General features: G+C 38.0%; 24 protein-coding genes. 2 read left to right on the top strand and 22 right to left on the bottom strand.

The window, feature by feature from the left end:
- Nucleotides 1-304: 304 nt before the first annotated feature.
- The 10 genes from putP to KFZ56_RS07295 all read right to left on the bottom strand — a co-directional run bounded on the left by putP (nucleotide 305) and on the right by KFZ56_RS07295 (nucleotide 9,129).
- Nucleotides 305-1,831, bottom strand: coding sequence for a sodium/proline symporter PutP (gene putP, locus KFZ56_RS07340; protein WP_222641226.1), 1,527 nt, complete (start codon nucleotides 1,829-1,831; stop codon nucleotides 305-307).
- 863 nt (nucleotides 1,832-2,694) lie between these two features.
- Complete coding sequence (locus tag KFZ56_RS07335; RefSeq protein ID WP_222641223.1) at nucleotides 2,695-3,000, bottom strand: hypothetical protein; 306 nt, start codon at nucleotides 2,998-3,000, stop codon at nucleotides 2,695-2,697.
- Complete coding sequence (locus tag KFZ56_RS07330; RefSeq protein WP_222641221.1) at nucleotides 2,990-3,919, bottom strand: hexose kinase; 930 nt, start codon at nucleotides 3,917-3,919, stop codon at nucleotides 2,990-2,992. The genes KFZ56_RS07335 and KFZ56_RS07330 overlap by 11 nt, the downstream gene beginning before the upstream one ends.
- Nucleotides 3,920-4,004: 85 nt before the next feature.
- Complete coding sequence (gene lacD, locus KFZ56_RS07325; protein WP_222641219.1) at nucleotides 4,005-4,967, bottom strand: tagatose-bisphosphate aldolase; 963 nt, start codon at nucleotides 4,965-4,967, stop codon at nucleotides 4,005-4,007.
- 137 nt (nucleotides 4,968-5,104) lie between these two features.
- Nucleotides 5,105-6,532 carry a PTS transporter subunit IIC gene (locus KFZ56_RS07320; protein ID WP_255584911.1) on the bottom strand — a complete coding sequence of 476 codons (1,428 nt, stop codon included), beginning with the start codon at nucleotides 6,530-6,532 and terminating at the stop codon, nucleotides 5,105-5,107.
- A 62-nt stretch (nucleotides 6,533-6,594) separates the two neighbouring features.
- Entirely contained in the window at nucleotides 6,595-6,897 is a 303-nt protein-coding gene (locus tag KFZ56_RS07315; RefSeq protein ID WP_222641218.1) for a PTS sugar transporter subunit IIB, read from the bottom strand.
- A complete protein-coding gene (locus KFZ56_RS07310; protein WP_222641216.1) occupies nucleotides 6,890-7,399 on the bottom strand; it encodes a PTS sugar transporter subunit IIA in 510 nt (169 codons plus the stop codon). Before KFZ56_RS07310 ends, KFZ56_RS07315 begins: the two co-directional genes overlap by 8 nt.
- A gap of 36 nt (nucleotides 7,400-7,435) precedes the next feature.
- Nucleotides 7,436-7,951, bottom strand: coding sequence for a galactose-6-phosphate isomerase subunit LacB (lacB, locus tag KFZ56_RS07305; protein ID WP_222641214.1), 516 nt, complete (start codon nucleotides 7,949-7,951; stop codon nucleotides 7,436-7,438).
- Nucleotides 7,952-7,963: 12 nt separating this feature from the next.
- Nucleotides 7,964-8,392 (bottom strand): galactose-6-phosphate isomerase subunit LacA, encoded by a 429-nt coding sequence (lacA, locus tag KFZ56_RS07300; RefSeq protein ID WP_222641213.1) that lies wholly within the window; start codon nucleotides 8,390-8,392, stop codon nucleotides 7,964-7,966.
- Between the two features lie 11 nt (nucleotides 8,393-8,403).
- A complete protein-coding gene (locus KFZ56_RS07295) occupies nucleotides 8,404-9,129 on the bottom strand; it encodes a DeoR/GlpR family DNA-binding transcription regulator (protein ID WP_309228345.1) in 726 nt (241 codons plus the stop codon).
- A 531-nt stretch (nucleotides 9,130-9,660) separates the two neighbouring features.
- On the opposite strand from KFZ56_RS07295, the gene KFZ56_RS07290 reads away from it, so the two are divergent.
- Nucleotides 9,661-13,782, top strand: a complete 4,122-nt coding sequence (locus KFZ56_RS07290; protein ID WP_255584910.1) for a discoidin domain-containing protein — start codon at nucleotides 9,661-9,663, stop codon at nucleotides 13,780-13,782.
- Nucleotides 13,783-13,974: 192 nt separating this feature from the next.
- Nucleotides 13,975-14,712 (top strand): GntR family transcriptional regulator, encoded by a 738-nt coding sequence (locus KFZ56_RS07285; RefSeq protein WP_222641212.1) that lies wholly within the window; start codon nucleotides 13,975-13,977, stop codon nucleotides 14,710-14,712.
- A 157-nt stretch (nucleotides 14,713-14,869) separates the two neighbouring features.
- On the opposite strand, the gene KFZ56_RS07280 is transcribed toward KFZ56_RS07285, so the two are convergent.
- The 12 genes from KFZ56_RS07280 to KFZ56_RS07225 form a co-directional block, all read right to left on the bottom strand.
- Nucleotides 14,870-15,022, bottom strand: coding sequence for a hypothetical protein (locus tag KFZ56_RS07280; protein WP_222641211.1), 153 nt, complete (start codon nucleotides 15,020-15,022; stop codon nucleotides 14,870-14,872).
- Between the two features lie 121 nt (nucleotides 15,023-15,143).
- On the bottom strand, nucleotides 15,144-15,563 hold the full coding sequence (locus KFZ56_RS07275; RefSeq protein ID WP_222641210.1) for a PTS sugar transporter subunit IIA: 420 nt from the start codon (nucleotides 15,561-15,563) through the stop codon (nucleotides 15,144-15,146).
- A gap of 50 nt (nucleotides 15,564-15,613) precedes the next feature.
- Nucleotides 15,614-16,447: a PTS system mannose/fructose/sorbose family transporter subunit IID gene (locus KFZ56_RS07270; protein WP_222641209.1), complete on the bottom strand. Its 834-nt coding sequence runs from the start codon at nucleotides 16,445-16,447 to the stop codon at nucleotides 15,614-15,616.
- Complete coding sequence (gene agaW, locus KFZ56_RS07265) at nucleotides 16,437-17,210, bottom strand: PTS N-acetylgalactosamine transporter subunit IIC (RefSeq protein ID WP_222641208.1); 774 nt, start codon at nucleotides 17,208-17,210, stop codon at nucleotides 16,437-16,439. The genes KFZ56_RS07270 and agaW overlap by 11 nt, the downstream gene beginning before the upstream one ends.
- Before the next feature lie 43 nt (nucleotides 17,211-17,253).
- The gene (gene agaV / locus KFZ56_RS07260) at nucleotides 17,254-17,739 is read right to left on the bottom strand and encodes a PTS N-acetylgalactosamine transporter subunit IIB (protein ID WP_222641206.1); all 486 of its coding nucleotides are present in this window, start codon (nucleotides 17,737-17,739) and stop codon (nucleotides 17,254-17,256) included.
- Between the two features lie 98 nt (nucleotides 17,740-17,837).
- Entirely contained in the window at nucleotides 17,838-19,013 is a 1,176-nt protein-coding gene (locus KFZ56_RS07255; RefSeq protein WP_222641204.1) for an SIS domain-containing protein, read from the bottom strand.
- A gap of 100 nt (nucleotides 19,014-19,113) precedes the next feature.
- Nucleotides 19,114-19,830, bottom strand: coding sequence for a GntR family transcriptional regulator (locus KFZ56_RS07250; RefSeq protein ID WP_255584907.1), 717 nt, complete (start codon nucleotides 19,828-19,830; stop codon nucleotides 19,114-19,116).
- 268 nt (nucleotides 19,831-20,098) lie between these two features.
- Nucleotides 20,099-21,058, bottom strand: coding sequence for an ROK family protein (locus KFZ56_RS07245; protein ID WP_309228267.1), 960 nt, complete (start codon nucleotides 21,056-21,058; stop codon nucleotides 20,099-20,101).
- Nucleotides 21,059-21,098: 40 nt separating this feature from the next.
- The gene (locus KFZ56_RS07240; protein ID WP_222641202.1) at nucleotides 21,099-21,266 is read right to left on the bottom strand and encodes a DUF6903 family protein; all 168 of its coding nucleotides are present in this window, start codon (nucleotides 21,264-21,266) and stop codon (nucleotides 21,099-21,101) included.
- A gap of 1 nt (nucleotide 21,267) precedes the next feature.
- The gene (gene gnpA / locus KFZ56_RS07235; RefSeq protein ID WP_222641200.1) at nucleotides 21,268-23,427 is read right to left on the bottom strand and encodes a 1,3-beta-galactosyl-N-acetylhexosamine phosphorylase; all 2,160 of its coding nucleotides are present in this window, start codon (nucleotides 23,425-23,427) and stop codon (nucleotides 21,268-21,270) included.
- A gap of 9 nt (nucleotides 23,428-23,436) precedes the next feature.
- A complete protein-coding gene (locus tag KFZ56_RS07230) occupies nucleotides 23,437-24,318 on the bottom strand; it encodes a carbohydrate ABC transporter permease (RefSeq protein WP_222641198.1) in 882 nt (293 codons plus the stop codon).
- Nucleotides 24,319-24,335: 17 nt separating this feature from the next.
- A complete protein-coding gene (locus KFZ56_RS07225; RefSeq protein WP_446053748.1) occupies nucleotides 24,336-25,235 on the bottom strand; it encodes a carbohydrate ABC transporter permease in 900 nt (299 codons plus the stop codon).
- Between the last annotated feature and the right edge of the window lie 136 nt (nucleotides 25,236-25,371).

Raw genomic sequence — 25,371 nt, 5'->3', positions numbered from 1 at the left:
TTCCGATTTACGTATTTTATTTAGGATGTTTGATTTGTTTACCGATTTCATTAATTGGAATGTTCCGCGCTGCATAGGTGCTCCTCCCATTCCTATTTTATGCCACTATTTTAACATATTTAGTTAAATTAATTTAATTAAAAGAATGATATAATGGAGCGTAGTTTTTTCCAAATAATATAGCTGCTGAACTGATTGAAATCATGTATGATCCATTGTATAAAAAGAAGAGAATACAGCAACTATTCCAAATGTTTGATTCCTGATTGTTGCCGTACCCCCTTTATAATAATTCAAATTCCCCTTAACCTTTTCTAACGTATTTTCCTTTCTCTTCATCATATGTCGCGTTATCAACGAAATCAAATTCTTCCAAAATTTTATCAGATGGCCGTTTTCCGAGCATGCTGACAATAATGATCGCCAAGCTTCCCAGTACAAATCCCGGGACAATTTCATAAAGATCGAACAAGCCACCTTCAAAGAAATTCCATACAATAACTGTCAATCCACCGACAGTTATTCCGGTAATCGCTCCCCAAGCGGTCATGCGACGCCAGAAGACGCTAAATAACATTACCGGACCAAATGCGGCTCCAAATCCAGCCCAAGCATATTCAACAAGTTCAAGAACCGTGCTATCAGGATCCATCGCCAAAAAGGTCGCGATCAAGGCGATTACTAGAACTCCGAATCGGCCAATCCATACCAGTTCACTTTCAGAAGCGTTGGGTTTGATCAACCCTCTGTAAAAATCCTCGGTAAGCGCACTTGATGACACGAGAAGCTGAGAATCGATGGTACTCATAATCGCGGCCAGTATTGCAGCAAGTAAAATACCGGCGATCCAAGGATTAAAAAGCAGCTGAGAAAAAAATATATAGACAGTTTCATGATCATCCAGCGGGGTGCCAGGGCCTGCTCCTTCAAAGTAGGCAATGCCGATAAAGCCGACAAATATCGCTCCCAAAAGACCAAACGTCATCCATGACATCCCAATAAAACGTGCAGCAGGGATATCTTTTTCTGATCGAATCGCCATAAAACGCGTAATAATATGCGGTTGACCAAAGTAACCAAGGCCCCATGCGAGTAAAGAAATGATTGCGATAGCCGACGTCCCAGCAAAAGCATCTAAATAGGAAGGATCAATCTCCCCAACAGCTGAAACGGTCTCGTTCCAACCACCCATCTTCGTAATCGCAACAATCGGAACAATGATCAAACCTAAAAACATTAGTATTCCCTGGATGAAATCGGTAAGACTAACAGCCATAAATCCTCCTAAAAACGTGTAAGAAATAATGACAACAGCACCGATCCATAAAGCCGTTTGATATTCCCAGCCGAATGTAGTGGAGAAAAGTGTTGCCCCACCAACAAGCCCGGAAGATGTATAAAATGTAAAAAATAAAAGGATAAAAAAAGCCGATACAATGCGTAATATTTTCGTTTGCGTCACTGTTGTTTCGTCCCGAAAGCGGTTCTCCAGGAAGTCGGGGAGCGTAATCGAATTGCCGGCAATCTCCGTATAACGACGCAGACGTTTGGCAAGAAACTGCCAATTGAGATAAGCGCCCAATGTTAAGCCCACCGGCAACCATAATTCGCTCATCCCTGATAAGTAAATGGCTCCTGGAACCCCAAGGACCATAAAAGCGCTCATATCAGATGCCCCGGCACTTAACGCAGCAACCCAGCTATTTAACTTTCTTCCCCCAAGTACATAATCAGATAAATTGTTTGTCGTACGGTAAAATATAATACCGATAATCAACATGCCAATGATGTATATGATAAAGGTCATTAATGTCGGCGTATCAATAGTCATTCTTACCCCTCCTTACTCTTATCAAGCTGATCAAAGACAGAACGACGGTCGCTAACATCGGAACAAGCAACCAAAACCAGGTGGCAAATGTTAATCCATGCATGACGAATCCCCCTTTCATATTAAAATCCATTTGTAAGCGTTATCAATTAATGGAATACAAAATCTCAGAACTGCTGCTTTTAAATGAATTGATAAGCGTAGGCGGTAGAAATCACTATGTCGACATAATACGTTTTCTTATACTTTAATGTGATTAGAACGTTTTGTCAATATTTATTCAAAAAATTCAGCATTGTTATTTTGATTTAATATGGCAGCCTATAATTTTCCAAATACACATCTACATCCACGTCACCCCAACAGAGATTTCACTCCATCAATATATAACTCTATCCCTATCATATGACTCGATTCCTCATAAATAACCTATCTAGGTTGACTTACCTGCGTTGTTTCACACAAAAAAGACCAGGCACCTTCAGCGTACCCAGTCTCTGCTAACAATTAAATCCACAATATATCTCCAGCACTCTCTGCAATATTCACCTGCTTCAAATTCCCGACAGCCTGCCTAAATCATTCGTCCACTGACATTATTGGGGCTTTCTGCTCGACGCTAATAGGGAACCCCTTTCGAACCCGCTCCATTTTACAAAGTCGACCTAATACAGAAAAGCCTACTCCTTGCTGATCTCAAAGGTAAATAGTTCAAAATCCAAATCATAATTACTATAGATCCCTCCGTATGTAATATCATCTCATTTGTATCGGGCTCAATCGTCGGGAAATTAATCACACCATCTTTTTCTATACCCGGCAAAATATCAGATTGTAACTCCGGTAGACCAGTATCATAGAAGCTATTGTTCTCTTCCATCGTCAACTTCAATTGTTTCGATGGCTGGCGATACCGCTATTACATAATCAACCACCTCCGCAATATCTGCCAAAACAACCGATGCATTAACATTACCGCCAAACACATTTTCACCTTCGAATGTATCTTGAATAACACCAGTTACTTTTACATAATCATCTGTACTAACTTCAAAACTCGGATCCGTAATCCCTATAATGGTATTTTTTTCATTGTTTTCTGGATCTGCAAAGACTTGTAAATAAACGCCATTCTCATCTTTTTCTGGTTCAACAACCTTAAAACTCAATAATATCCATCTCTCCTACACACCATTCTATGTTTTCTGGGTCTACATACCCCGTTTTTTCTTCTATCGCATTTAACACACCCATTGCCAATCCGAATTTAATTAGATTCTTATCTGTATAACCTCTTGATATTCCAGCCGCAAAACCTGCGATCACAGAGTCTCCAGAACCAACTGGATTAATTGCATCGATTGGAGGTATATACACGCGATACAGCATATTTTTATGTTTTACGAACGCCCCATCAGCTCCAAGTGTGACTACAATCCACGGTACATCTAAGAACAGTTCTGATTTTAAAGCTTTAACAACATCGGATTCATCTATTAATTTACGCCCAAACAAATCACCTAGTTCATCTTGATTCGGTTTGATCAGATACGGTTTGATTTTACCTTTAAGCGTACTTTTAAGTAATTCACCTTTTGTATCGAGCAATACCGGGCTATCATAACTGGTTGCTATCTCGATTATCTTTTGATAAAACTCAATTGCTAATCCTTGTGGCAGACTTCCGGAAATAGTAACGATCTCAGCTTGTCGTGCATATTCAGAAAATGTATTCAAAAATCGTGTTTCTTCCTGCTCTAAGATTGTTGGTCCAGCTTCCAATAATTCTGTTTGCTGACCATCATGAATAATCGCAATGCAGTTACGTGTTTCTCCATCTATTCCGATAAAATAATCCTGGATTCCCTGTGCAGTAATTTCTTTGCTAATAAACTTTCCTAAACTGCCACCAAGAAACCCTGTAGCTGCAACGCTTTCTCCAAGCTGTTGCAACACGCGACTTACATTCAATCCTTTTCCACCAGCTGTTTTGGAAACATCTTTGACTCTTGTTACTGAATCCAATGTAAATGTATTTGGCTTATAACTAATATCGACAGATGGGTTTAATGTTATAGTTAAAATCAATGTTGCCACCTCATTCTACTATTGGTAAGTATTTATTTAATGAATAGAATCACCCGAATGACCACTATCATTCGAGCGAACATTATTAAAAACCACAATCAGAAGCGGTAGAGGCAAGAACGTTATTTAGACTAGAAATATTTCTCTTTCCTTCTGAATCAAGCCAATCTGAGGCCGCCTTCTCTCCTTTTTCTTTGTATAGATGAGCTGCACCACTCCAAGTAGCTCTACCACATAACACACCGTGAAATTCTGCTTCTGCTTGTTTCGCAAATTTCAATGTTTCCTGGAATAATTCTGAGCTTACGCCTGCACTAAGAAATATATAGGGGATGTTAGTAGCATCGCTTTGTTCTTTAAATATTTTTGCTGCTTCTTCTTTTTTATGAAGTATTTCTCCTTCATTATAACCTTCAACATAATTCATATTGACTGGTACTTCGACTTTTAAAACATCTACACCAAAACGCTCATCAGCAAAATGCTTCATCGATCCGATTACTTTATGTGGCTTAGACTTAGCGTATTCTTTTCCCTTAGTGTCCTCTATTTCTTCTGAATATGTTAAAATTTCCAGGAAAAAGGGTACATCTTCAGCCACACATTCTGATGCAATTCTTTCTATAAATATATCTTTGCTATCGTTAACTCCACTATTATCATCGATATCATGATAGATTAATATTTTAATACCATCTGCTCCTTTTTCTACAAGGCGTTTCACAGACCATTCCGGAAGCAAGCTGGGCATACGGCCTTTTTCTGTCGTGTCATAACCTGTTTTTTCGTAAGCAACTAACAGCCCGCATTTTTCATCCTTAGTTCCTACTGCTGGCCAACCATATTCGGGATCTAGTAGAATTGCAGAAGCGTGAGGTGTTAATTTTCCCGAAACAAGTGACTTAAACGATTCGATTTGTTCCTGTGTCGAATCTTCACCCATCATGCGTTTTAATGCACCTCTTTGATCAATGGCTAATGCACTGAAGTAACCATTTTCATTCATTAATTTATTTAACCGTTTTGTTTTAAGTTCACTCATTGTCATTTGATAATATCTCCCTTAACGTTTAAAATTTATCTTTTTAAATCGAGTCCATTATCTAAATTGTGTGCTATAAAAATTTGTATTAAGAAAGGAGCTAGAATTCTCGTCCTACTATCTAACTCCTTATAAATCCTAGCCTATACCGCTTCTGCTTCATTTTCTTTTTCTTCTTTATATACCTTATTACGTTTTTTCATTTGTCTGATATACCATATGAATAGTAGAATATAAGCTGCAATAGCTCCTAAAGCAGTAAGAACAGGACCTATACTAAAATCTTCACCAGCTTGACCTACTAAAATCCCAAGGAATTTTTCGACTGGTCCCTCCAATGTGGAGTGCGTGATAAGAGCCCCCTCCTCTATTCCAGCTGGTGATGCTCCTACTGATGCTGCTGTATCTGTTACGAATGGTGCAATTGCAGTTCCTGACCATAAAAATATTGGTACCATGAATGCTCCAATTAATATCATTCGCATGATCTTTCCTCGACAAACAACCAACAATGCAGGTGTTAATCCGATTGCTATGATTCCGCCTAAAGGAAGTATTTCATTTCCTGGTAAGAATAAAGCGATGATTAGCATAATTGGCGCAATAATGTTTGCAGCAGCCCACATTTCAGCACGAGCAGCTACGAACGGCCAATCTATACCAATATTGAACTTTCTTCCTTTTAATCGTTTCCCCATAAAATCGGTAATTCCTTGTGATATTGGTTCCATCGCTGAAATAAACCATGTCCCCACAATGGAGAAGAGCTCTAATGAAACCCCGCCAATAAATGCAAGACTGAATATTGCTTGTGGTGATTGCTGACCTAAAATACCAACAAAAGCTCCTAAATAAATACCAATGGCAAACTTACTCCCCCAGAACCCTATTTTTTCATTTAACCATGCCGCATCAAAATCGTATTTATCAAGAAATGGAAGTACTTTTTCAAAAAACTTATCGAAAAGCATAATTACTGGATTAAGCATGAAATTTAAGTGTGTTGTTGTTGTCGGATTCGATTCAGGCATATCTAGTAAATCATTAAATGTTGGTTTCATAGCATCTGCATTGATAAATTTCATAACACCAAGCATCGTAACCAATAATGTCGCCAACAATAAGTTATTTGAATAGTACATGACGAGTAATCCAATAATTGATAAATGCCAGAAGTTAAATATATCTACGTCTAGTGTATTTGTTTTATTAATAACGAGCATAACCAGATTTATAACAACCAGTATTAATAAGAAAAACAACGTGTATGCTGATCCCCATGTAATAGTTGCTAGAGGCGCCCAACCAACATCCGTTATATTTAATTCAATACCAGTTGCTAAGACGAAATCTTCCAAGGCAGGGGCAAATTCCCCTGTTAACATATCAATTACTGCACCAATTCCTGTTAAGGCAATAGCCAGTTTCAGCCCACCTTCAAGTGCTCGGCCTACTTTGACACGCATTAAAAGTGCAAATATAGTTAACAAAATAAACATCATCGGAGCCGCGCCTAATGCTATTAAAGGGTCGAAGATCATATTAGCAAATTCTATTATCTTTTCTAACATAACTAAATTCTCTCCTTATATAGTAGATATGAATAGGGCTAAGGAGGATCAGCCCTATCATTCTATTTATTTAATTTCTTGATAACGCTTTCCAATTCGTCAAAAACTGGATCAGCCATCGCTGCCATACGATATAATATTGGTCCAGCTTCCACAGTTGGAATCGTAATATCAAAGCTAAATTTCGTTTTGGATATTGGAGTAAAAATATCATATTGCTTCATCATTGCTTCATTTATATCCTTGATTACTACCGCATCTACTTGAACTTTATGCCCTCTTTTTTTCATTTCCTCTTCAATAGCTGTTTTTATTTGATGACTTGAATTAATACCTGCTCCGCACGCTGCTAAAATTTTAATCATTTGTAACCGCTCCCTTTAGTTTTTTATTTTTTTGTCCTACTAAAAACTGATAGATTTCGTTTTCGGAGTTCATAGATTCCAAAGATTTTAACTTACTTGCATCTGTTACAAAAGTCATTATTTCTGAAAGCACATTCGTTTGATTATCTTTTTCATCATTTATAATGAAAAATAAATATTTAACTTCCATTTCCTGTTCCGGTGCTATCATATTATTCCACCTAACACCCTCATTTAATTTTACAAAAACGATGTGCTTACTTTTACAATATTCTGTTTCCGTATGTGGTATAGCCGCATTTGGGATGTCATTGCTTACTGGGCTTAAATCCAATCCGGTGGGATAATTCTTTTCTCTCTCTTTGATTGCTTTCACAAAGTCCGGTTTCACCTTTCCTTTTTCAATTAGCACATTTCCAATATAAGTGAAAATATCCGACTGACTTTCAGCACTTTCGATAAAAATTAATTCTTTATTAAATAATGATTTAATTTCATTCATAGCATCACCTCCCTTTTTTTCTCTTTTATCTATTTCTTACTTATGGTATACACCTTGATCCCATTTTTCGATAAACTCATCGAAAAAGTGTTCATCTTGTACCAAATCTTGATTCATATCAATGGAGTCTATTCTTTCAATTAATGCTTTGTTTTCTTCTGTTTCTTTATATTTCGTTCCTAAGAAGACATCAATTGTATTTTCAATAACACCGAGTCCTACAATTCGTCCTCCCATAGCCAATACATTTGCATTAAGGGATTCTTTTGCATATCTGGCAGTTTCTACATCTCCTACCAATGCTGCACGTATTCCTTTCACTTTGTTTGCACTAACAGAAATTCCAACACCGGTTCCACAAATTACTATTCCTACATCTGCTTCACCAGTCGCTACTACTTCAGCTGTTTTTTTACCATAGATTGGATAATGCGTTCGTTCTTTATCATATGTTCCATTATCAATGACTTCATGCCCTTTATCGGTTAGATATTTCACGATATGATCCTTTATTTCTGTAACGATATGGTCACAACCTATTGAAATTTTCATACATTTCACTCCTTAGCACATTTTATTTAACATATCTACTCTAACTTGGTGCCTGCCACCGTCATATTCTGCTGTTAGAAAAGATTCAACTATTTTTTCGGCTAATATAGGACCCACAATTCCAGAACCAATGCTAATGATGGATGCATTATTGTGTCTAATGGTCATTGTAGCCGAATGTTCATCAAACACATTTGCGCAAATGATACCTTTATACTTATTAGCTGTAATGGATGATCCAACGCCATATTCATCAATAATAATACCTCGATCTGCTTTTTCTTCCTGGATAATTTTTGCAACTTTTGTAGTGGCTTCGTATAGATCTAAATCCTTTTCTGGCGTTTCATCTATTATTTCATGACCCAAATTAGTGATATACGTCTTTAATATTTTTTTTAATTCGAATCCATTACGATCACTACCGATAACAACCTTCATACATGACCCTCCTAATTAATTATTTTGCACTTACCTTTATAAAATTCTTCAATTTTTGCTGGAATTTGTTGATCTGTAACTATAGCTGTAACATCTTGAATGGGACATATTACTTGAAATGCTTCAATACCAAATTTACTGCTGTCAGACACTACGTAATTATTTTTTGAGTTATTTAAAATGGTCTGCTGAATAGACCCTTCTTCTTCATCTGCGGTGGTTATTTTTTCCTCATAGATTCCATTTGTTCCAATAAACGTTTTCTGAACCTTAAAATCCTTTATCCAATTTCGCGTAAAATAACCAACAAAAGTTTTGGTTCTTTCACGTAGTCTGCCACCGATGAGAATTACTTCAAATCTAGTATCTCCCTGAAAGCGATTAAATATAGAGATAGAGTTCGTAATAATGTTTGCTGTATTTACATCAATATAATCGTAAATCATTTCCGTTGTTGTCCCAGGTCCTATAAATACGATATCTTTATCTTTAATTAATTCAGCTGCTTTCTTGGCAACATATTTCTTCTCTTCAACATTTAAGGTTTCCTTTTCTTTATGAGACAATTCAATATACTCGTCTTCCGGGATTTTCTTAGCACCTCCATGAACCCTCACAATTGATCCTTGTTTTTCTAAATTTACAAGATCACGTCGAATCGTCATTTCAGTAACATCTAATAATTCAGCTGCTTCATTTACTTTTAGAAAATCCCTATCATCTATTAATTGAAGAATTTGTTGATGCCTTGCTTCTTTCAGAAGAACACCTCCTAAAATGTTCGAAAATGTTTTATTTTGTTCTATAATGTTATTGTAATATGAAATCGCTATTTTTACAATACCTTTTATTCAAATTCACTTTTTGTTCATATTTTCACATTTACCAAGTAAAAGTTACGCATTGGATAGATACATGACTTTGTTTGTATATCTTTACTAAAAGGAGGCTCATTTTTTAAATCCAAACCCAGGTCATCTATCTTAGTACTATTTACTCAAAACGTTATATAAAATTTCTGAAAATAAGGAATAAGTTGGGTTGACCCATCAACCAATTAACCATACAATTTAAACAGTAATAGATTACATACTTTCAATGACAAATGTAAAAATAAAGAAAGATTTTGTCTTTGTAAAGTAATAAAGGAGTGAGTAATGTGCATCATTGATCGAATTTTAATGCAGATAATTTATTGTGAGGACAGGACTTGTTCATGAGTGAATTGGAAACGAAACAATAATTGTAAACGAGGGATGTGGAGGTTAATGCTAAATTATACGTATCATCTAAGGTCACTAACAAATATAATGAGTATATTTGTAATAGGTTATTTACTATTAGTAATAATTCCCACAGTAACACTTGGTGGGAGCAGCGTAAATGCAGCTGAAGAGGAAGAAGGAACTATTGGTACGATAGAAGACATCACGGTAGATAACGAGGAAGTGTATATAGACTTATCCACAGGCGAAGGGATAAAGGTAACCTTTTTAAAAGATAACCTTTTTCGTTTTCATTTAGATCCAGACAAAGAATTCCCGGATTACCCTGAACCCAATAGTCCAGATCACGAAACTAAAATTATTGACAAAAATGAAAGCGAATACAGTGATGAATATGGTTCCATAAAAGTAGATATTGATGAGGATTCTGAGCTTTTCAAGATCTCTACAGAAGCAGTAGAACTAAGAATTGAAAAAGAAACTTCTAAAATGAGCTTGTATGATAAAAATCAATCTAAAGTTCTTTGGGAAGAGGCCGCTCCACTTAAATATGAGAGCAACAACACAGTACAAACATTATCGACAAGTGAAAATGAGTATTTTTATGGTGGTGGCCAACAAAACGGATACTATTCCCATAAAAATGAAACTATAAATATTTCAGTTGGTGGCGGCTGGGATGCGGGGGCTGCGTCAAGTCCTGTGCCATTCTACTTAAGCACTGATGGTTATGGTGTTATGCGTAATACCTTCCAGCCAGGAACTTATGACTTTTCCAAAACTGCTACATTTGAGCATTCTGAAGAGCGATACGATGCTTACTATTTTGTCGAAGATTCTATACCTAACATCATCGATGAATATACAGAATTAACGGGAGAACCCGCGCTCTTACCAGAATATGCCTTTTATGTAGGACATTTAGATTGTTTTAATGGTGAACATAATGGGCATGGTGATAATCGATCACTTATGGAAGATGGACTTAACACGTTGAATAGCTATATGGAGAATGATATGCCCCTGGGTTGGTTCACACCCAATGACGGCTATGGATGTGGATATGATGGGTTAGATAATTTAGAAGAATTTACTACTGCAGCAAATGAGCAAAATGTTAAAACAGGCTTATGGACAGAAAGTGAACTTGAGCCAGACCCCGATTTACCAGAAGATGATCCATTGCGCAGAGACCTCGACGGTGAAATTCAAGCTGGCGTTAGAGCGATTAAAACAGATGTTGCTTGGGTTGGTCCAGGCTATTCCATGGCATTAGATGCTACACGACTAGCTGCAGAAGGTATTTCCAAAGAAGAAAACTCTGGTGGAGCTCGTCCTTTCATCGTTTCATTAAATGGTTGGGCAGGCACTCAGCGATATGCGAGTCTTTGGTCGGGTGATCAATATGGTGGCAACTGGGAATATATAAGAATGCATATCCCAACTTACATTGGAGCAGGTTTATCAGGTAACCCAAATGTCGGTTCAGACATGGATGGCATATTTGGTGGAGATGAAGTCATTCAAACTAGAGATTTCCAGTGGAAAACATTTACTCCTACGCAGTTAGATATGGATGGTTGGGCTTCAAGTGGTGACGATTATACACACGAGAAAACCCCTTGGAATTATGGTGAGCCATATGCTTCCATAAATAGGTTGTATTTGAAATTGAAGTCACAAATGCTTCCGTATAATTATACGATTGCTGAAGAATCAACGTCTGAGTCTATGCCAATGGTTAGAGGGATGATGCTTGAATATCCAGATGATCCATATACGTATGGAACGGAAACGCAATATCAGTATATGTGGGGTCCTAATCTTTTAGTTGCTCCTGTTTATAAGGAAAGCGACCATGAAGCAGGGGTAAGAGATGAAATATACCTTCCAGATGAGGATCAAGTTTGGATAGACTATTTTACAGGTGAGCAATATGAGGGCGGTTCCGTGATTCATAATTTCGAAGCTCCACTATGGAAGACCCCTGTATTTGTAAAAAATGGTGCAATTATTCCAATGGCACCGGAAAACAACTCACCTGATGAGTTAGATGGTACGGAAAATAGAATATTTGATATATACCCAGAAGGAGAATCGGAGTTCACCATGTATGAAGATGATGGTGAGAGTGTGGATTATAAAGATAATAAAAATATGCGAACGAAGATCACTTCCATTGTTGAAGAAGATACAGCTGTTATAACCGTTGATAAAGCGAAAGGAAACGGATATGATGGCATAATTAAAGACAGAGGTACAGAGTTTATTGTAAATACACAACAAGAACCTGAAGATTTAACTGTTCATATAGGTGATGAAGAAATTGATTTAACAGAAGTAAAAACGGAAGAAGAATATGAAGAATCAAGTAACGTGTTCTTCTATAATGAAGAACCGAATTTGAATAAATATTCGACAGAAGGGTCAGAGTTTGAAGATAACGAAATAATAACAACACCAAAACTATATGTGAAAATAGAGAAAACAGATATCACTGCGAATGATATTTCATTAACTGTAGATGGTTTTAATAACACTCCAAAAGAGGAAGTAATAGATGACGAAGTTCCTGAAACTCCAACCAATTTACGAGCTAATGAGGAAGAGGTTACTGCCGATGAAATCAAATTAGAGTGGGATCAGGTGGAAGATGAAAATGTACAATATGAAGTAATGATAGATGGCGTGATTCATAGTAACGTCTTTACGAAAAATGACGAAGATCCTTACTTTACTCACTCAGATTTAAACTACGATACTGACTATACGTATAAGGTCCGAGCAGTGAATACAAAAGGGCCTTCAGAATGGAGTGAAGAGCTAAAAGTTAGAACTGAACTTGACCCATTCCGAAATGTACCTGAAAATATGACAGCAACCGCAAGCAGTTATCAATCAGGGGAAGAAGCCGAGAATGCAATAGATGGAGATGAAAATACACAATGGCATACGGAATGGGGAGAGGCAAATCTACCATACACATATGAAATCGATATGCAGCTTGCCTATGATTTAGACAAATTTGAATATCTGCCTAGAATAGATGCTGGCAATGGAACGATTTTAAATTACGATTTAGATGTCAGTTTAGATGGCAAAACGTATAAAAATATCGTTAAAGATGGTTCCTTTGAGGCAAACAATCAACTTAAAACGATTGATTTTGATGAAACCGTACACGCTCGATTCATAAAATTAACAATCACAGATAGTGTAGGCGACTTCGGATCTGCAAGAGAATTCAGACCTTACAAGAAAAATAAAACGGAGGGATGGGTTGTTGGAAAAAATATATCCGATGGAGCAGAAGGCGAAATAGGCGAAGATGATCTGAATTTCTTCGCAAGTTATATGGGAGTGGACAAAACGGATAGTTCCTGGAATCAAGTGATGAAAGGCGATATTAATTATAATGGTGTCATTGACGCCTATGACCTGATGTATGTAGCCAGTCACTTGGGCGAAGAACCTCTTGAAGAAACTGGTGAGTCAATAGAAGGATCACTGGATGTTAGACCTAGTAAACTGCAACTAGAAAAAGGAGAAGAGTTCACGGTAGATATTATTGGAAATAACCTGCAAGATATAAATGCTTTTAATTTAGAGTTAACATTTGATCCAAGTAAATATAAACTGGCAGACGACGGAATAAATCCAACTGATGCCACAAAACATATGTTGAATTATTCCAAACAAAATGGACAAAGAATGATGGTGGCACTCTCGAATAAAGGTTCCCAGCCAACATTGGAAGGTAATGAAACAATAGCCACAGTCAAATTAGAGGCAAGAGAAGATACCGAGTTTGACGCCTCTATTACAAGATCATTACTTTTAAACACATCCTTTGACACAGTTGATGAAATTGGAGATATATTAGAACCCAAAGATGATGAGATCAGTGCAGCTCAAATAAAGTCACTTGTAGAAGAGTTGAACGAAGAAGGAGAATTTGAAGATAATAGCACTGTTCGTTCCTTAACGATGCATTTGGAAGCTGTTAGCCATTACGAAGGAAATGAAGAAGCCAAAAAAGTTGTTAAACACATGAATAGTTTTAAACAATTATTGAATCACCAAAGGAAAAATCAGTTGATTTCAGAACAAGGATTTAGCATGTTGAAAGAAAAAAGTGATTCCTTATTAGAAAAATGGCAATAATTATATAGAAAGCAGAAAATGCATAAGTGCTACTAAGGCATTCGCCCAAAGTGTTGGCGAATGCCTCGTTTTCTAATAACCAAACAAGATGTATAAACTTTTATGCTTATCTGGTAAAATTATAGAAAGTGTCAGAAGTTCTGACTAAATGAAGTTTTACTTTATATCATATAACTGAAGGAGAAAAATAATATGGAAAAGTTTCAATTGGATACATCAATCTTTGTGCCGTTATATCAGCAACTAAAAGAACATATTATAGAGAAGATCGATAAGAAAATATGGAAACCGGGAGACAAAATATATTCAGAAAATCAACTATATGAAATGTTTGCTGTCAGCAGAAATACAGCAAAAAGAGCAATTGAAGATTTAGTTCAAGAAGGAATACTTTACCGAATCCAAGGCAAAGGAACGTTCGTGAGCTTACCCAAAATAGAACAATCTCTATCTGCATTTTATAGTTTTAGTGAAGTACTTAGTAAAAAAGGATTAAAACCAAAAGATGTTGTGTTAGGTATAAAGGTAATTGAGGCATCACATCAAGTAGCTAAAGCATTACGTATAGAAAAAGGAGAGCAAGTCGTCATGTTACAAAGGATAAGATATGCTAACGATGAACCAATTATTTTAGAAAGTTCTTATTTACCAAAAATACTGATTAATAATGAGGAGAAATTAAAGTTCGTGGCGTGTACCCCACTATACAATATATTGAACAATAATTTCAATATATCCGTAAACTCTGCTAAAGAAACATTTGAACCTACTTTAATACGAGAAGAAGAAAAATTTCATTTAGAGGTAGAGGTTGGATCTCCAGCCTTGTTATTAGAAAGAATAGCGTATGACCCATCAAAAAAACCAGTAGAATTTTGTAAGTCCATAGTACGTGGAGATCGGTGTAAATTTTATACCGAATTAGTTTAATATTTTCTGTTAAATAAACTCTTAATTGTATAAAAATCAATACACTATAGGCCAATATATTTCAGAATAATCATATCTCAGGCTAAGCATGTGATATTCTTCAGTTAGTAAGAACCAAGCTCACTCTAACTGAACTTGGTTTTTACATTTTACTACCCTACTCAATAAACCCAGTCCATGGTGTTGCTGTATGCTTAATAGCCTTTTTCACTTTATTTAAATTCTCCAAACCTGTTGTTTCGAGCCATTGATATTGCGATTCTTGCCCTTCTTCTGCATATGAGCGAACACTGTCTTTCCAAATAGCCACCTTCACGCTCTTCTGTTTCGAGTAAAAAATGATCTGCTTTTACGTAATAGTTCATGGTGTATACTTCCTTTTGCTTCCATATTTATAAACTCCCCCACTGCGAACACTTCAACATCCCTGTTTAAATGCCATTGCTATGATCCGCAGCTTTTTCTTTTTTGTTCATTTCAAAAGGTTTAATGTTATCTTTACCTTCCTGCACAACTGCATTCACAAAGGTGTCCAGATCCTGCTCCCGCTGAAAAAATCCACTTAGCAGCATAGGCGTATTGATACCTCCAATAACCTGTACAGCTTCCTTCCCGACGGCAATCCGTGAGCTTACATTGAATGGCGTTCCCCCCGCCAAATCGGCGAAGCAAACAACACCAGATCCAGTATCTACCTCCGCAATGGCCGTCTCCAATTCATTTTGTAATTTAATTGTATCTGTTTCAAACGGAACCACTTTCACCTGAGAAACTTCGCCGGTGATCAGTTGCACCGATTGTAAAACACCTTCTGGAAAGGGTCCATGTCCGGTCAATACAAATCCAATCATTTAATCTCCTCCACACACAGGAAGACTCTGTGAAAAGAGCCTTCCCTTTCTTATTCACCTGCTGACATAATTCCCAGTCCTGACCCAATTATACCAACAACAACAGTAATAATAATCAGCCATATTGGGGAGAATCCTTTTTTTAACAGCCAATACATGAGTAAGGTATAACCAAGTGGAATAAGGGCCGGCATAATCTCATCGAGCACTTCATTTTGGATATCAAGTTCTGCTTCTCCCTGTGTCCACGTATAGTCAATGGAAAATTCTACATAGGTTGCAATCAGTCCGCCAACAACCGATAAACCGACAATCGAAGCGGCACGGGATACCTTTTGTGTTCCCTCTTTCAATTTCGCAATTGCTTTCACGCCTGTTCGATAGCCGTAATGCATTAATCCAAAGCGGGAACCGAAATGAATTGCGTTAAACAACAACAGAAACACGATCGGTCCGAATATGTTGCCATCTATCGCAAGTGATGATCCAATCCCAGCTGCAATTGGAAGAGCTGTTAGGTAAAATAAGGCGTCACCAATACCCCCGAGCGGGCCCATGGTGGCTACTTTGATGCCTCTAATGGCTTCCCGATCCTCTTTCGTCCGTTCCATCGCCAAGATAACACCCATAATAAACGTGACATCAAATGGATGAGTGTTAAAAAACTCCAAGTGATCTTTCATTGATTTACTTAAGTCCTGCTTATTCTTATGCGCTTTTCGAAGTCCGGGAAGAATGGAATACAGCCAACCTCCAGCCTGCATTCGCTCATAGTTAAACGAAGCCTGCAGAAGCATTGATCGAAAAGCAAGTCCATTCAGCTGTTTATTGGTAAGTTGTTCACCCTCACTAGGATCTTGATAAACATAGCTATTAGATGCCATCGGTTATTTCCTCCTCTCTCGGTGGTGTTGGACCGTTCCCTTTATTTTTGTTTTGATAAAAATCATACAGCGCAATCGCAAGTCCGATTAACGAAATACCGAGAATTGGTAATCCAAGATATGCCGCCAAGATAAACCCGACAATAAAAAACATGATATACTCTGTTTTCATCATAATACGTAACAGCATGGCAAACCCGATCGCCGGCATAATCCCCCCAGCAATGGAGAAACCATCAATGATCCACTGTGGAGCTGATTCAACGACTGCACTGGCTGTATTTGCACCAAAATAGATTGGTAGAAAGGCAATAGTAGCATTAAACACAAAGTGAATGCCTATTCCCATGTAGTTAATTCGCTCAATCCCTCGGTAATTGGCCTCCAATGCATACTGGTCCGCTTTATGCATGACAGGTGCAAACGCAGTAAACAATAACGTAATTAAAGCTTGCACAGCTACAGCAAACGGAATCGCAATCCCAACAGCAGCTTCCGCGTCCACTCCCAGGATAATACCGAATGCTGCTCCAATTGTACCGCCAATAACAACATTTGGTGGCTGTGCACCAGCAAGCGGAACCATTCCCATCCAAACTAATTCAAGTGTTCCTCCAACCATTAAACCGGTTGTCACATCTCCAAGAATAAGACCAACAACAAGACCAGTAACAACCGGACGGTGAATATGCAACAGCCCTACGTACATATCAATCCCGATAATACCAGCCCACAGAGCAATTAAAATTGCTTCCAGTAACATAAACTTCTCCCTCCCTATCTAATGATATAGACTAGCAATCTTATCAACTAATGAGCTTTATAATATCCTGGCTTCGATCGGTCGGTACGCCACGCATATCCATCTCCACACCCAATTCATTCAGCTTTTTAAATGCCTGAATATCGTCATCATCAACGGAGATAGTGGAAGTAATTTGTTTCTTCCCTTCAGCAAAGTGCATATTGCCAATATTCAACTGGTCAATCGGCACACCCCCTTCTTTTAATTTCAGAACATCATGTACATCACGAACAACTAGGAATATCTTTTGTCGTGGCGCGGCTTTATGAATAATGTCAATTGTTTTCTGTAACGTAAAATAACGTGTTTGAATCACATCCGGAAGCACCATATCCATCAAATTTTGCTGTACTTCATCTCCAGCAACTCCGTCATTGGCAACCACCACCAGATTTGCTCCTAAATGGTTCGCCCAGGTAACCCCTACTTGTCCATGAATTAACCGATTATCAATTCTTGTGATTAAAAGATTTGGACCTTGTTCCATTTTTGTCATCTCCTAATGTTTTATTTTAACCATTCTTGATACCGCTATCATAATTTGTCTTCAATCGTGCAGCATAATCTCACCACACGACCTGCCCATTATTCTTTGTACTCATGAATCGTAACACCCTGAACTACACGGTTCACCCGACCATTCGGGCTTGGATTGTCCGGAGTAATACCTAATTGCAGAGATTTTTTCATTGCCAGAACTTGGGCAAAAATAATATAGAGGAATGCCAGATGGAAATCATTTGTAAATGCATTCTGGCTGGCATTCACAGCTATTGTCCAGTCTGCAAGTTCTTCTACTATCGGATCTTTCTTTTCGGTTACGGCAATGACTTTCATATTGGAATCGTCACCTGAAAGTTCTCGCAACATGTCCATATCATATTTTCTTGTATAAGTGTCCTGTGACATAAACAGGACAACGACCGATGAATCATTCAAAATAGACTTTGGACCATGACGGAATCCCAGGGAAGATTCATAAACTGCAGCAACTTTTCCCGCTGTCAATTCAAGCATTTTCAGCGATGCTTCATGGGATAATTGACTTAGCGACCCCGAACCCAAGTAGGCAATCCGGTCAAAATCAAACTGTAAAATATCATCCACTTGAACCGCTACGGTATCCATCAATTGTTCCGCATTGGCAATTACTTGTCTAGCAGCGTTACTCGTAAATACGTTAGGTGTAAACAAGATGTAAGTCGCCATCATCATACATGTGAAACTACTTGTCATCGCAAACCCTTGGTCATGAGCCTTCTCTGGAGTTAAAATTGTGACCGATTTCTCATTATTCCGAACTTTTTTTGCTAATTTCCCTTCTTTGTTGCATGTAATAACCACTTGATAAAAGTCATCAATCAGCTGTTCTCCAAATGATACAGATGCAAGACTTTCCGGACTATTACCGGATCTGGCAAATGATACCATAATCGTTGGCATATCTTTGATCAAGTATTCTTCCGGATTGGAAACAATATCAGTCGTTGGAATAGCCTCAAATCGAACCTGGTCATCCGTCTGTTTACGGAGTTTCGGTAATAGAATATCTCCTATGAAAGCTGATGTACCAGCACCTGTGAAAATAACTCTGGTTTGCTGGTGTTTTCGGTAAACGGACGTGATAAACTCATTCAGCTCATCCTTCCGTTGATACATCATCGAAACAAGTTCCTGCCATGCTAGCGGCTGCTGTTTTATTTCTGTCGCTGTATGATTTGCCTTGTGCTTTTCTAAAAATTCTTTAGTTAGATTAAACATGTGCCATCCTCCATCACGCATATCTTATGGTTATGTTGTCATTACCAGTTTGTTCTTTAAAATACGATCATTTGAATTTGATCGCATTCAGCTACATCACTTATGTTAATTCTACAGTATAGTCGAATTTATCACCACGTGCCACACTAACAGTATATTCAACCAACTTGTCATTATGATAAGCAAAACGTTTCACGAGCATGGCTGGTTGATCGATTGGAGCTTGTAAGTAATCAGCTTCCTTTTGTCTGACACTTGTTGGTGAAAAACGCTCGATTGCTTTAGTTATACCAATCTGATAATCTTCTAAGAAAATATCATACATAGGACGCTGGTCAAAGTCTGCCTTGGTAAGGTTCGGAAAAATACGCTTTGGCAAGTACGATGTTTCATACATTAAGGCTTCATCATCAGCAAGTCGCAAACGAATCACTTGGTAGACGTCATCTAACGGTTCCAAATCTATTTTACTAGCTAATCGTTCATCTACCGCAATTATTTGAAAGGAAAGGACGTGGGTAGCAGGTTGTTTTCCCAACGTTTTCATTTCCTCTGTAAAACTGTACATTTTTACCAAGTTTTGATTAAAAGTCTTCAACCCAACAAAAGTGCCTTTTCCATGCAACTTGTAAATATATCCCTCTCGTTCCAATTCCTGTAACGTTTGCCTCACCGTGATTCTACTTACATCAAACCGATCACACAGTTCCCGTTCAGACGGTAGCCTTTCGTGTTCTCGGTATTCTTCTGCATCGATTTTCTTAATAATATCCTCCATTAATTGCAAATACAATGGCACCTTGCTTTGCTTATCCAACGAATGTTTGCCACCTCCTATAAAAATTTGCGGTTATAACCAGTTGATTATAGTATAGATCATAAATTAATAAATGTAAACCCTTTCTATTTATATTCAGGAATCTCGGTTCTAATTTCCAATTTTAAAGGCATGAAATGGAGTCTCCAGTAAAAATGTGATTTTTAGTATTCTACGTTGTTTTCTACAAGTGATTGTCACACCAAGTTGAGTGAGACGTTTTATAATTTAGAACCGAGATTCCTGAATTCATCTTCTTATTGTAGCTTCACGCACTGCCCTGTACTTTGCCTTCAATTTCCATAACACTGCGACCGGCACCAATGATCCCCTGCTCATTTCCCATGTGACTCAATTCCATGTTGTTCAATATGTGCTTTTGCTCCTCCATAAGCCAATAATCTAATTTAGACTTCACACGCATAAGCAGATCAGGATTATTGAACATCACACTGCCGCCAAAGACCATTTTATGTGGATCCAGCAGGCAATTGAATGTATACACACCTTGAGCCAGTGCACCAGCTATGTTATCAATTAGCAATTGCGCTTTTGGATCACCAGTATAAAAGTTGTCAAATAATTGCTTAGCAGTCATGTCCGACCTTCTATACTGTTTGTTTGCATGTTTTTGAAGAGCTGGGCCGGAAGCCGTATCCTCAAGCCTTTCCAGTGAATCTTCGTTATGTTGATAGACTGGGATGAAGCCTACCTCTCCAGCAAAGCCCGCTCCGCGAATGAAATCTCCACCTTGGATAATCGCACTCGAAATCCCTGTACTAATCGTTATATAAACGAATAATTGATCCGGGTGAAGATGTGCTTCTTTCCATTCAGCAAATGCAGCCATATGCACATCATTATCGATAAGAACGCGGTCGATTTCAAATGCTTTGCGTATTCTGTCCACAAAAGAAAAGTTGCGCCATGGCAGGTTATTTTGAAAGACAGCAATACCATTTTTTCGATCAACTTTTCCCGGAACTCCTGCTCCAATACCATAGATGTCAGATATTGGGATGCTGGAGTGACCCAAAAGCTGTTCCAGACATGTAACCACGCTAGAAAACATATTCTCTCTCGTGGATGGATCACTTTTTGCAATTTCCCGTTGAATGATATCTCCATTTTGATTGATAATACCACTTGCAACCTTTGTTCCGCCAATATCCAAACCAATGGCATACTTCATTATCCATCTCCCCTTCTCTGCATCTACGTTATTCACGTACCTTTATCCTAATGCTTAAATAGCATTTTACAAGTTCCTATATAAATTTTCGATTGTAATTCCATAGCAAAAATAACAGCCCCGCAAGACCGATCAATTGAAGAAGCAAATATACTTTACCGACTGTTTGTTGACCAAACACAATCAAAAACATACAAAAAAGAAAAAAGACAACTTTCAATACACGGGACAGACTATCGTTCATTTCACATCTCCCCCCATATAATATTACTTGGTTCAAGTGTCAAGTTATGTATTGAACCGTTTCCATCATAAACATCCGTTTGTTGTTGACTACTGGAATTATTCACAACAGCGTATTTCCCTATAGATGGATATGCATGGACTTCGCAGTGCATATTGGAAGCATGCCATTTTTTGAAATCATGTTCCCTGCTTGCCGCATGAAACATAGCTCGCATTAATAAACGAGTGTTTTCGTGGTTGTACGGCAAACCTGCCATATAAACACCTCTTCCCTTGCCAAATGGTGTACTCGACAACCGGACACTTCCATCACTATATTCGATAATGTCCGTATCTTCACTAAGTGCGTAGATATTTCCGCTTCCTTCACCGAAATAATACACATCCAGATCTTCTGCCATAAAATGGGAATCAGTCTTTTCAGTAAAGTACTTGTTGGTCGATAAACCAAAACCTAATTCCTTATCCACACCGAGGATGTTTGCCAACTGAAAATAACGACCTTCATGATGAACAGCAGATGGCTCGCCGATACCGATAAAACCCCCGCCATTGTATACCCATTCCCTTATGGCAGTAACCAATCTGACATCTTTCCATTTTTCACCACCTGAAAAGGCAGTACCTGCATCGCCTGCATTGATGATGACATCCACATCATTTGGAATCCCATTTTCTATTACATCATCAAAACTAATAAATGAAACTTCTGCAGCTCCTCCACTCAAGGCCTCAACCACGCCATAATAGGAATATGTCTGTTTATAGAACTTCCCATGAGCCACAATATGCGTCTGCCATGTTCGGAGTTTCCCCCAAGCATTTAAGATCGCAACTTTGATACCGGTATAGGGCTTAGCGTCTTTGATCTTGCTATAAATATCACGGAATTCATTTGTAACCTTTTCCACATAATCAATAAAATCCGGAAACCTATAGGGTAAGCTGGGATACCCACCATAGCCGATTCTATCCACCGGCTTGCGCATGAGCGCTCTTCTAGCGGTCAGCCAGTTTTCATTCGCTTCAATGACCGGGTTATTTCCTTCATAGAAGGTGTCCGGAAAAAAGTATGGTAAAAAGCGACCTTCTGTATAGTCAACATGCGGAATATCTGATATCAGTCTCAATGTCGTTCCGTCGCCAACACTTCCCACAACCGCATCTATCCCTGTTTCTCTGAAGTATTTACCATAGGGTTCCGTACCGATCCAATTGTCTCCCAAAAACATCATCGCTTCCTTGTCACTTTGATGAACAATGTCCACCAGTTCCTTTACTTGTCGAGCTACAAACTGCTGGATAAAATCAATATAATCCAAATATGGTTTGGAAGGAACTCGAAATGACGTGTTGTAATAACCTTGATCAACAATATGTTCTGGACGAAGCCTATATCCCCTTTCTTTTTCAAAAGCTTCCAAGGCGGCAACTGACACACTTGCACCGTATCCAAACCAGTCTACAAATTTTTCTTTCCCGAGATGGTTGAAGATCAGCGTAAAATGATAAAAAAACGTGGTAAATCGAACCACATCCGTGTCGGGGTTCTCTTTCAGCCATTTTTGTAAATAATCCCGTATAAACTGCTGAGAGTAGGGTTGACGTGCATCAAATGGAATTTCATGCGGTTTATCACCCCAATTATTTGTAATGTGATTATACATTTGCGTCGGGTCCCATTTCATATATGCCAAAAAGGATACTGTATATTCATGCCAAGGTTCTGCATCACGAATAAGCAACTGGTTATCCTGCTGAATGACCTCCCAACTAGCTGGATCGATCACATTCCCAGTCGTTCTGTCAATAACTTCCCACCATTTTTTTGGATCATGAACATAATCAGCGTCTATCTGCTCCTTAAAATAGCCTTGGAGAAAATTGATTTTTAAGCTTGACTCTGTTGCAGTATTATATAAAGACATGAGATATAGCTGTTGCATTTCTTCGGGATGCTGCTCTGCAAATTCGTTATGTCCACGTGCTACAAAATATGTCGTATAAATTTTGGAATGAAGTTTTTTCATTTCCTCGTCCATCTTTGTTCCATCACTATCTCGAAGTGCATCAGCACCCCAGCGATCCATTAATTCTTTCGTCTCCTCCAGGAAATTTTCTTCGATTGGAAGGGTTACCCTTCCCTTTGATTTATTCATCTCCGTCACCTATCCTTTCACTCCACCTACTGTCATTCCTTCAGTTAAACGTTTTTGAACAATAATGTATAAGATTAATGTCGGTAACATAACAATCACCATTCCTGCATACATTGGACCGTAATTCACAGCCGCGCGCTCAGCAGCAAGAAGATTCAACAACCCGACTGGTAAGGTTTTATTTTCTCCGGGCATGATGGTGAGCGCCAAAATATATTCATTCCAAAATAATAAAAAATTAAACAATATTACGATCACAATACTTGGCATTGCCATCGGCAGCATAACAGAAAACATTGTTCTGAAATAACCGGCACCGTCAATATTTGCCGCTTCTTCAAAATCAGATGGCAATGTTTCAAAATAACTCGATAATAGAAAGATAGTAAACGGCAATGCGGTTGATGCATAAATCAAGCCGAGCATAACTCGATTATTTAAAAAGAAATCCTCCCCAATCAAAGCCCTTAATTCATTATCCCAGCCAAGTAATAATAAAAAGATTGGTACAGCTATGTAACTAACATTTATGAATAAACCGGCTTTTACGAACGTATTGAGCAAACCACTACCGAAAAATTTAAACCTAGAAAGGACATAAGCTGCCGGCAGTGCAATGATAAGTAAGAAAAACAATGCTAATGAAGTAACTATTACTGAATTTAATAGATACTGCCCCATATTTGCTTCAATAAATGCTTCGACAAAATTTTTTATGTGCATATCAGCAGGAAACGCCCACGGATTCCCATAGAATTCTGCATTTTCCTTAATGGAAGCCAAAAAAACCCAAGCAACAGGAACGATAATGGAAATAGCCAGCACGATAAGCGCCACATATATAAACAATTTAAATAGCGTTTCTGTACGAATTCGTTTTGTTTTTTTCATAAGCTGCAACTCCCTTCTTAATACTCCAGCACATCACGTTTGGTAATTTGGCTGACAATAGCAGCAAGTAAAAACGAGAAGGTGAAAACAACAACTCCTATGGCCATCCCATAGCCGTAAGTTGAATTGCTATATGCCTGATCATACATATAGGAGAGAAAAACTTCTGTTGATCCATTTGGTCCTCCGCCTGTCATCGCCATTACCAGCAAAAAGCTAAGGTTGATGGTACTAATAATATAAAATGCCATTGTTGTTCGAATATTATTCCATATCAATGGAAGTGTAATGGCAGTAAATTGTTTAATCTTACCCGCACCTTCCAAAGCCGCCGCCTCATAATAACTAGCTGGAATACCAGCCATACTGGACATATACATAACCATATAATAGCCAATAGCCTGCCAGACTAGCGCCCCGGCAACACTATAGATAACGATATCCTGATTGCCCAACCAGAGCTGCTGCCAGTTTTCTAAGTTAAAAATTCCAAAAATACTATTTAATAATCCATTTTCCGGATTATAAATAGCTGAAAATATACCTGCTATAACAACGATAGATAAAATATTTGGAATATAAAATATGACTCTAAAAAAATTCCCACCAATCAATTTTTCCCTTGTTAATATAGCTGCGAATACAAGTGAAAAAAACATGGTGACGATAGCTACCAAAACAATCAGTAAGATCGTATTCTGAAATGACTGGATAAACTGCATATCATTCCACAAGATTTGAAAGTTGTCCAAGCCCACAAATTGTTGTGTGCTGGACAGTCCTCCCCATCGATACAGGGACATTCGAAAAACCTCAAATGTTGGTACAACCATAAAGAGGATAAATAATAGAAGCGCAGGAGATATACATACCGCTATAAATATAGATCTTGCCATTTTTTTACTCAAGTAGCTCACCTCTCTTCAGAGAAAACCTTGGTTTCTTACCTAGTGACAAATGCAAGAAACCAAGATGCTGTTCTGTTTTATATCAACAATCAACTTTCATGTGTTTATATAACTAACAAGTTGTAATCGATAGTTCCATGAATCA

This window comes from Virgibacillus sp. NKC19-3 (assembly GCF_019837165.1).
In the GTDB taxonomy this organism is placed as follows: Bacteria; Bacillota; Bacilli; order Bacillales; family Amphibacillaceae; genus Virgibacillus_L; species Virgibacillus_L saliphilus.
The sequence above is the reverse complement of the archived record's forward strand: the minus strand, read 5'-3'. Positions and strand labels throughout refer to the sequence as shown.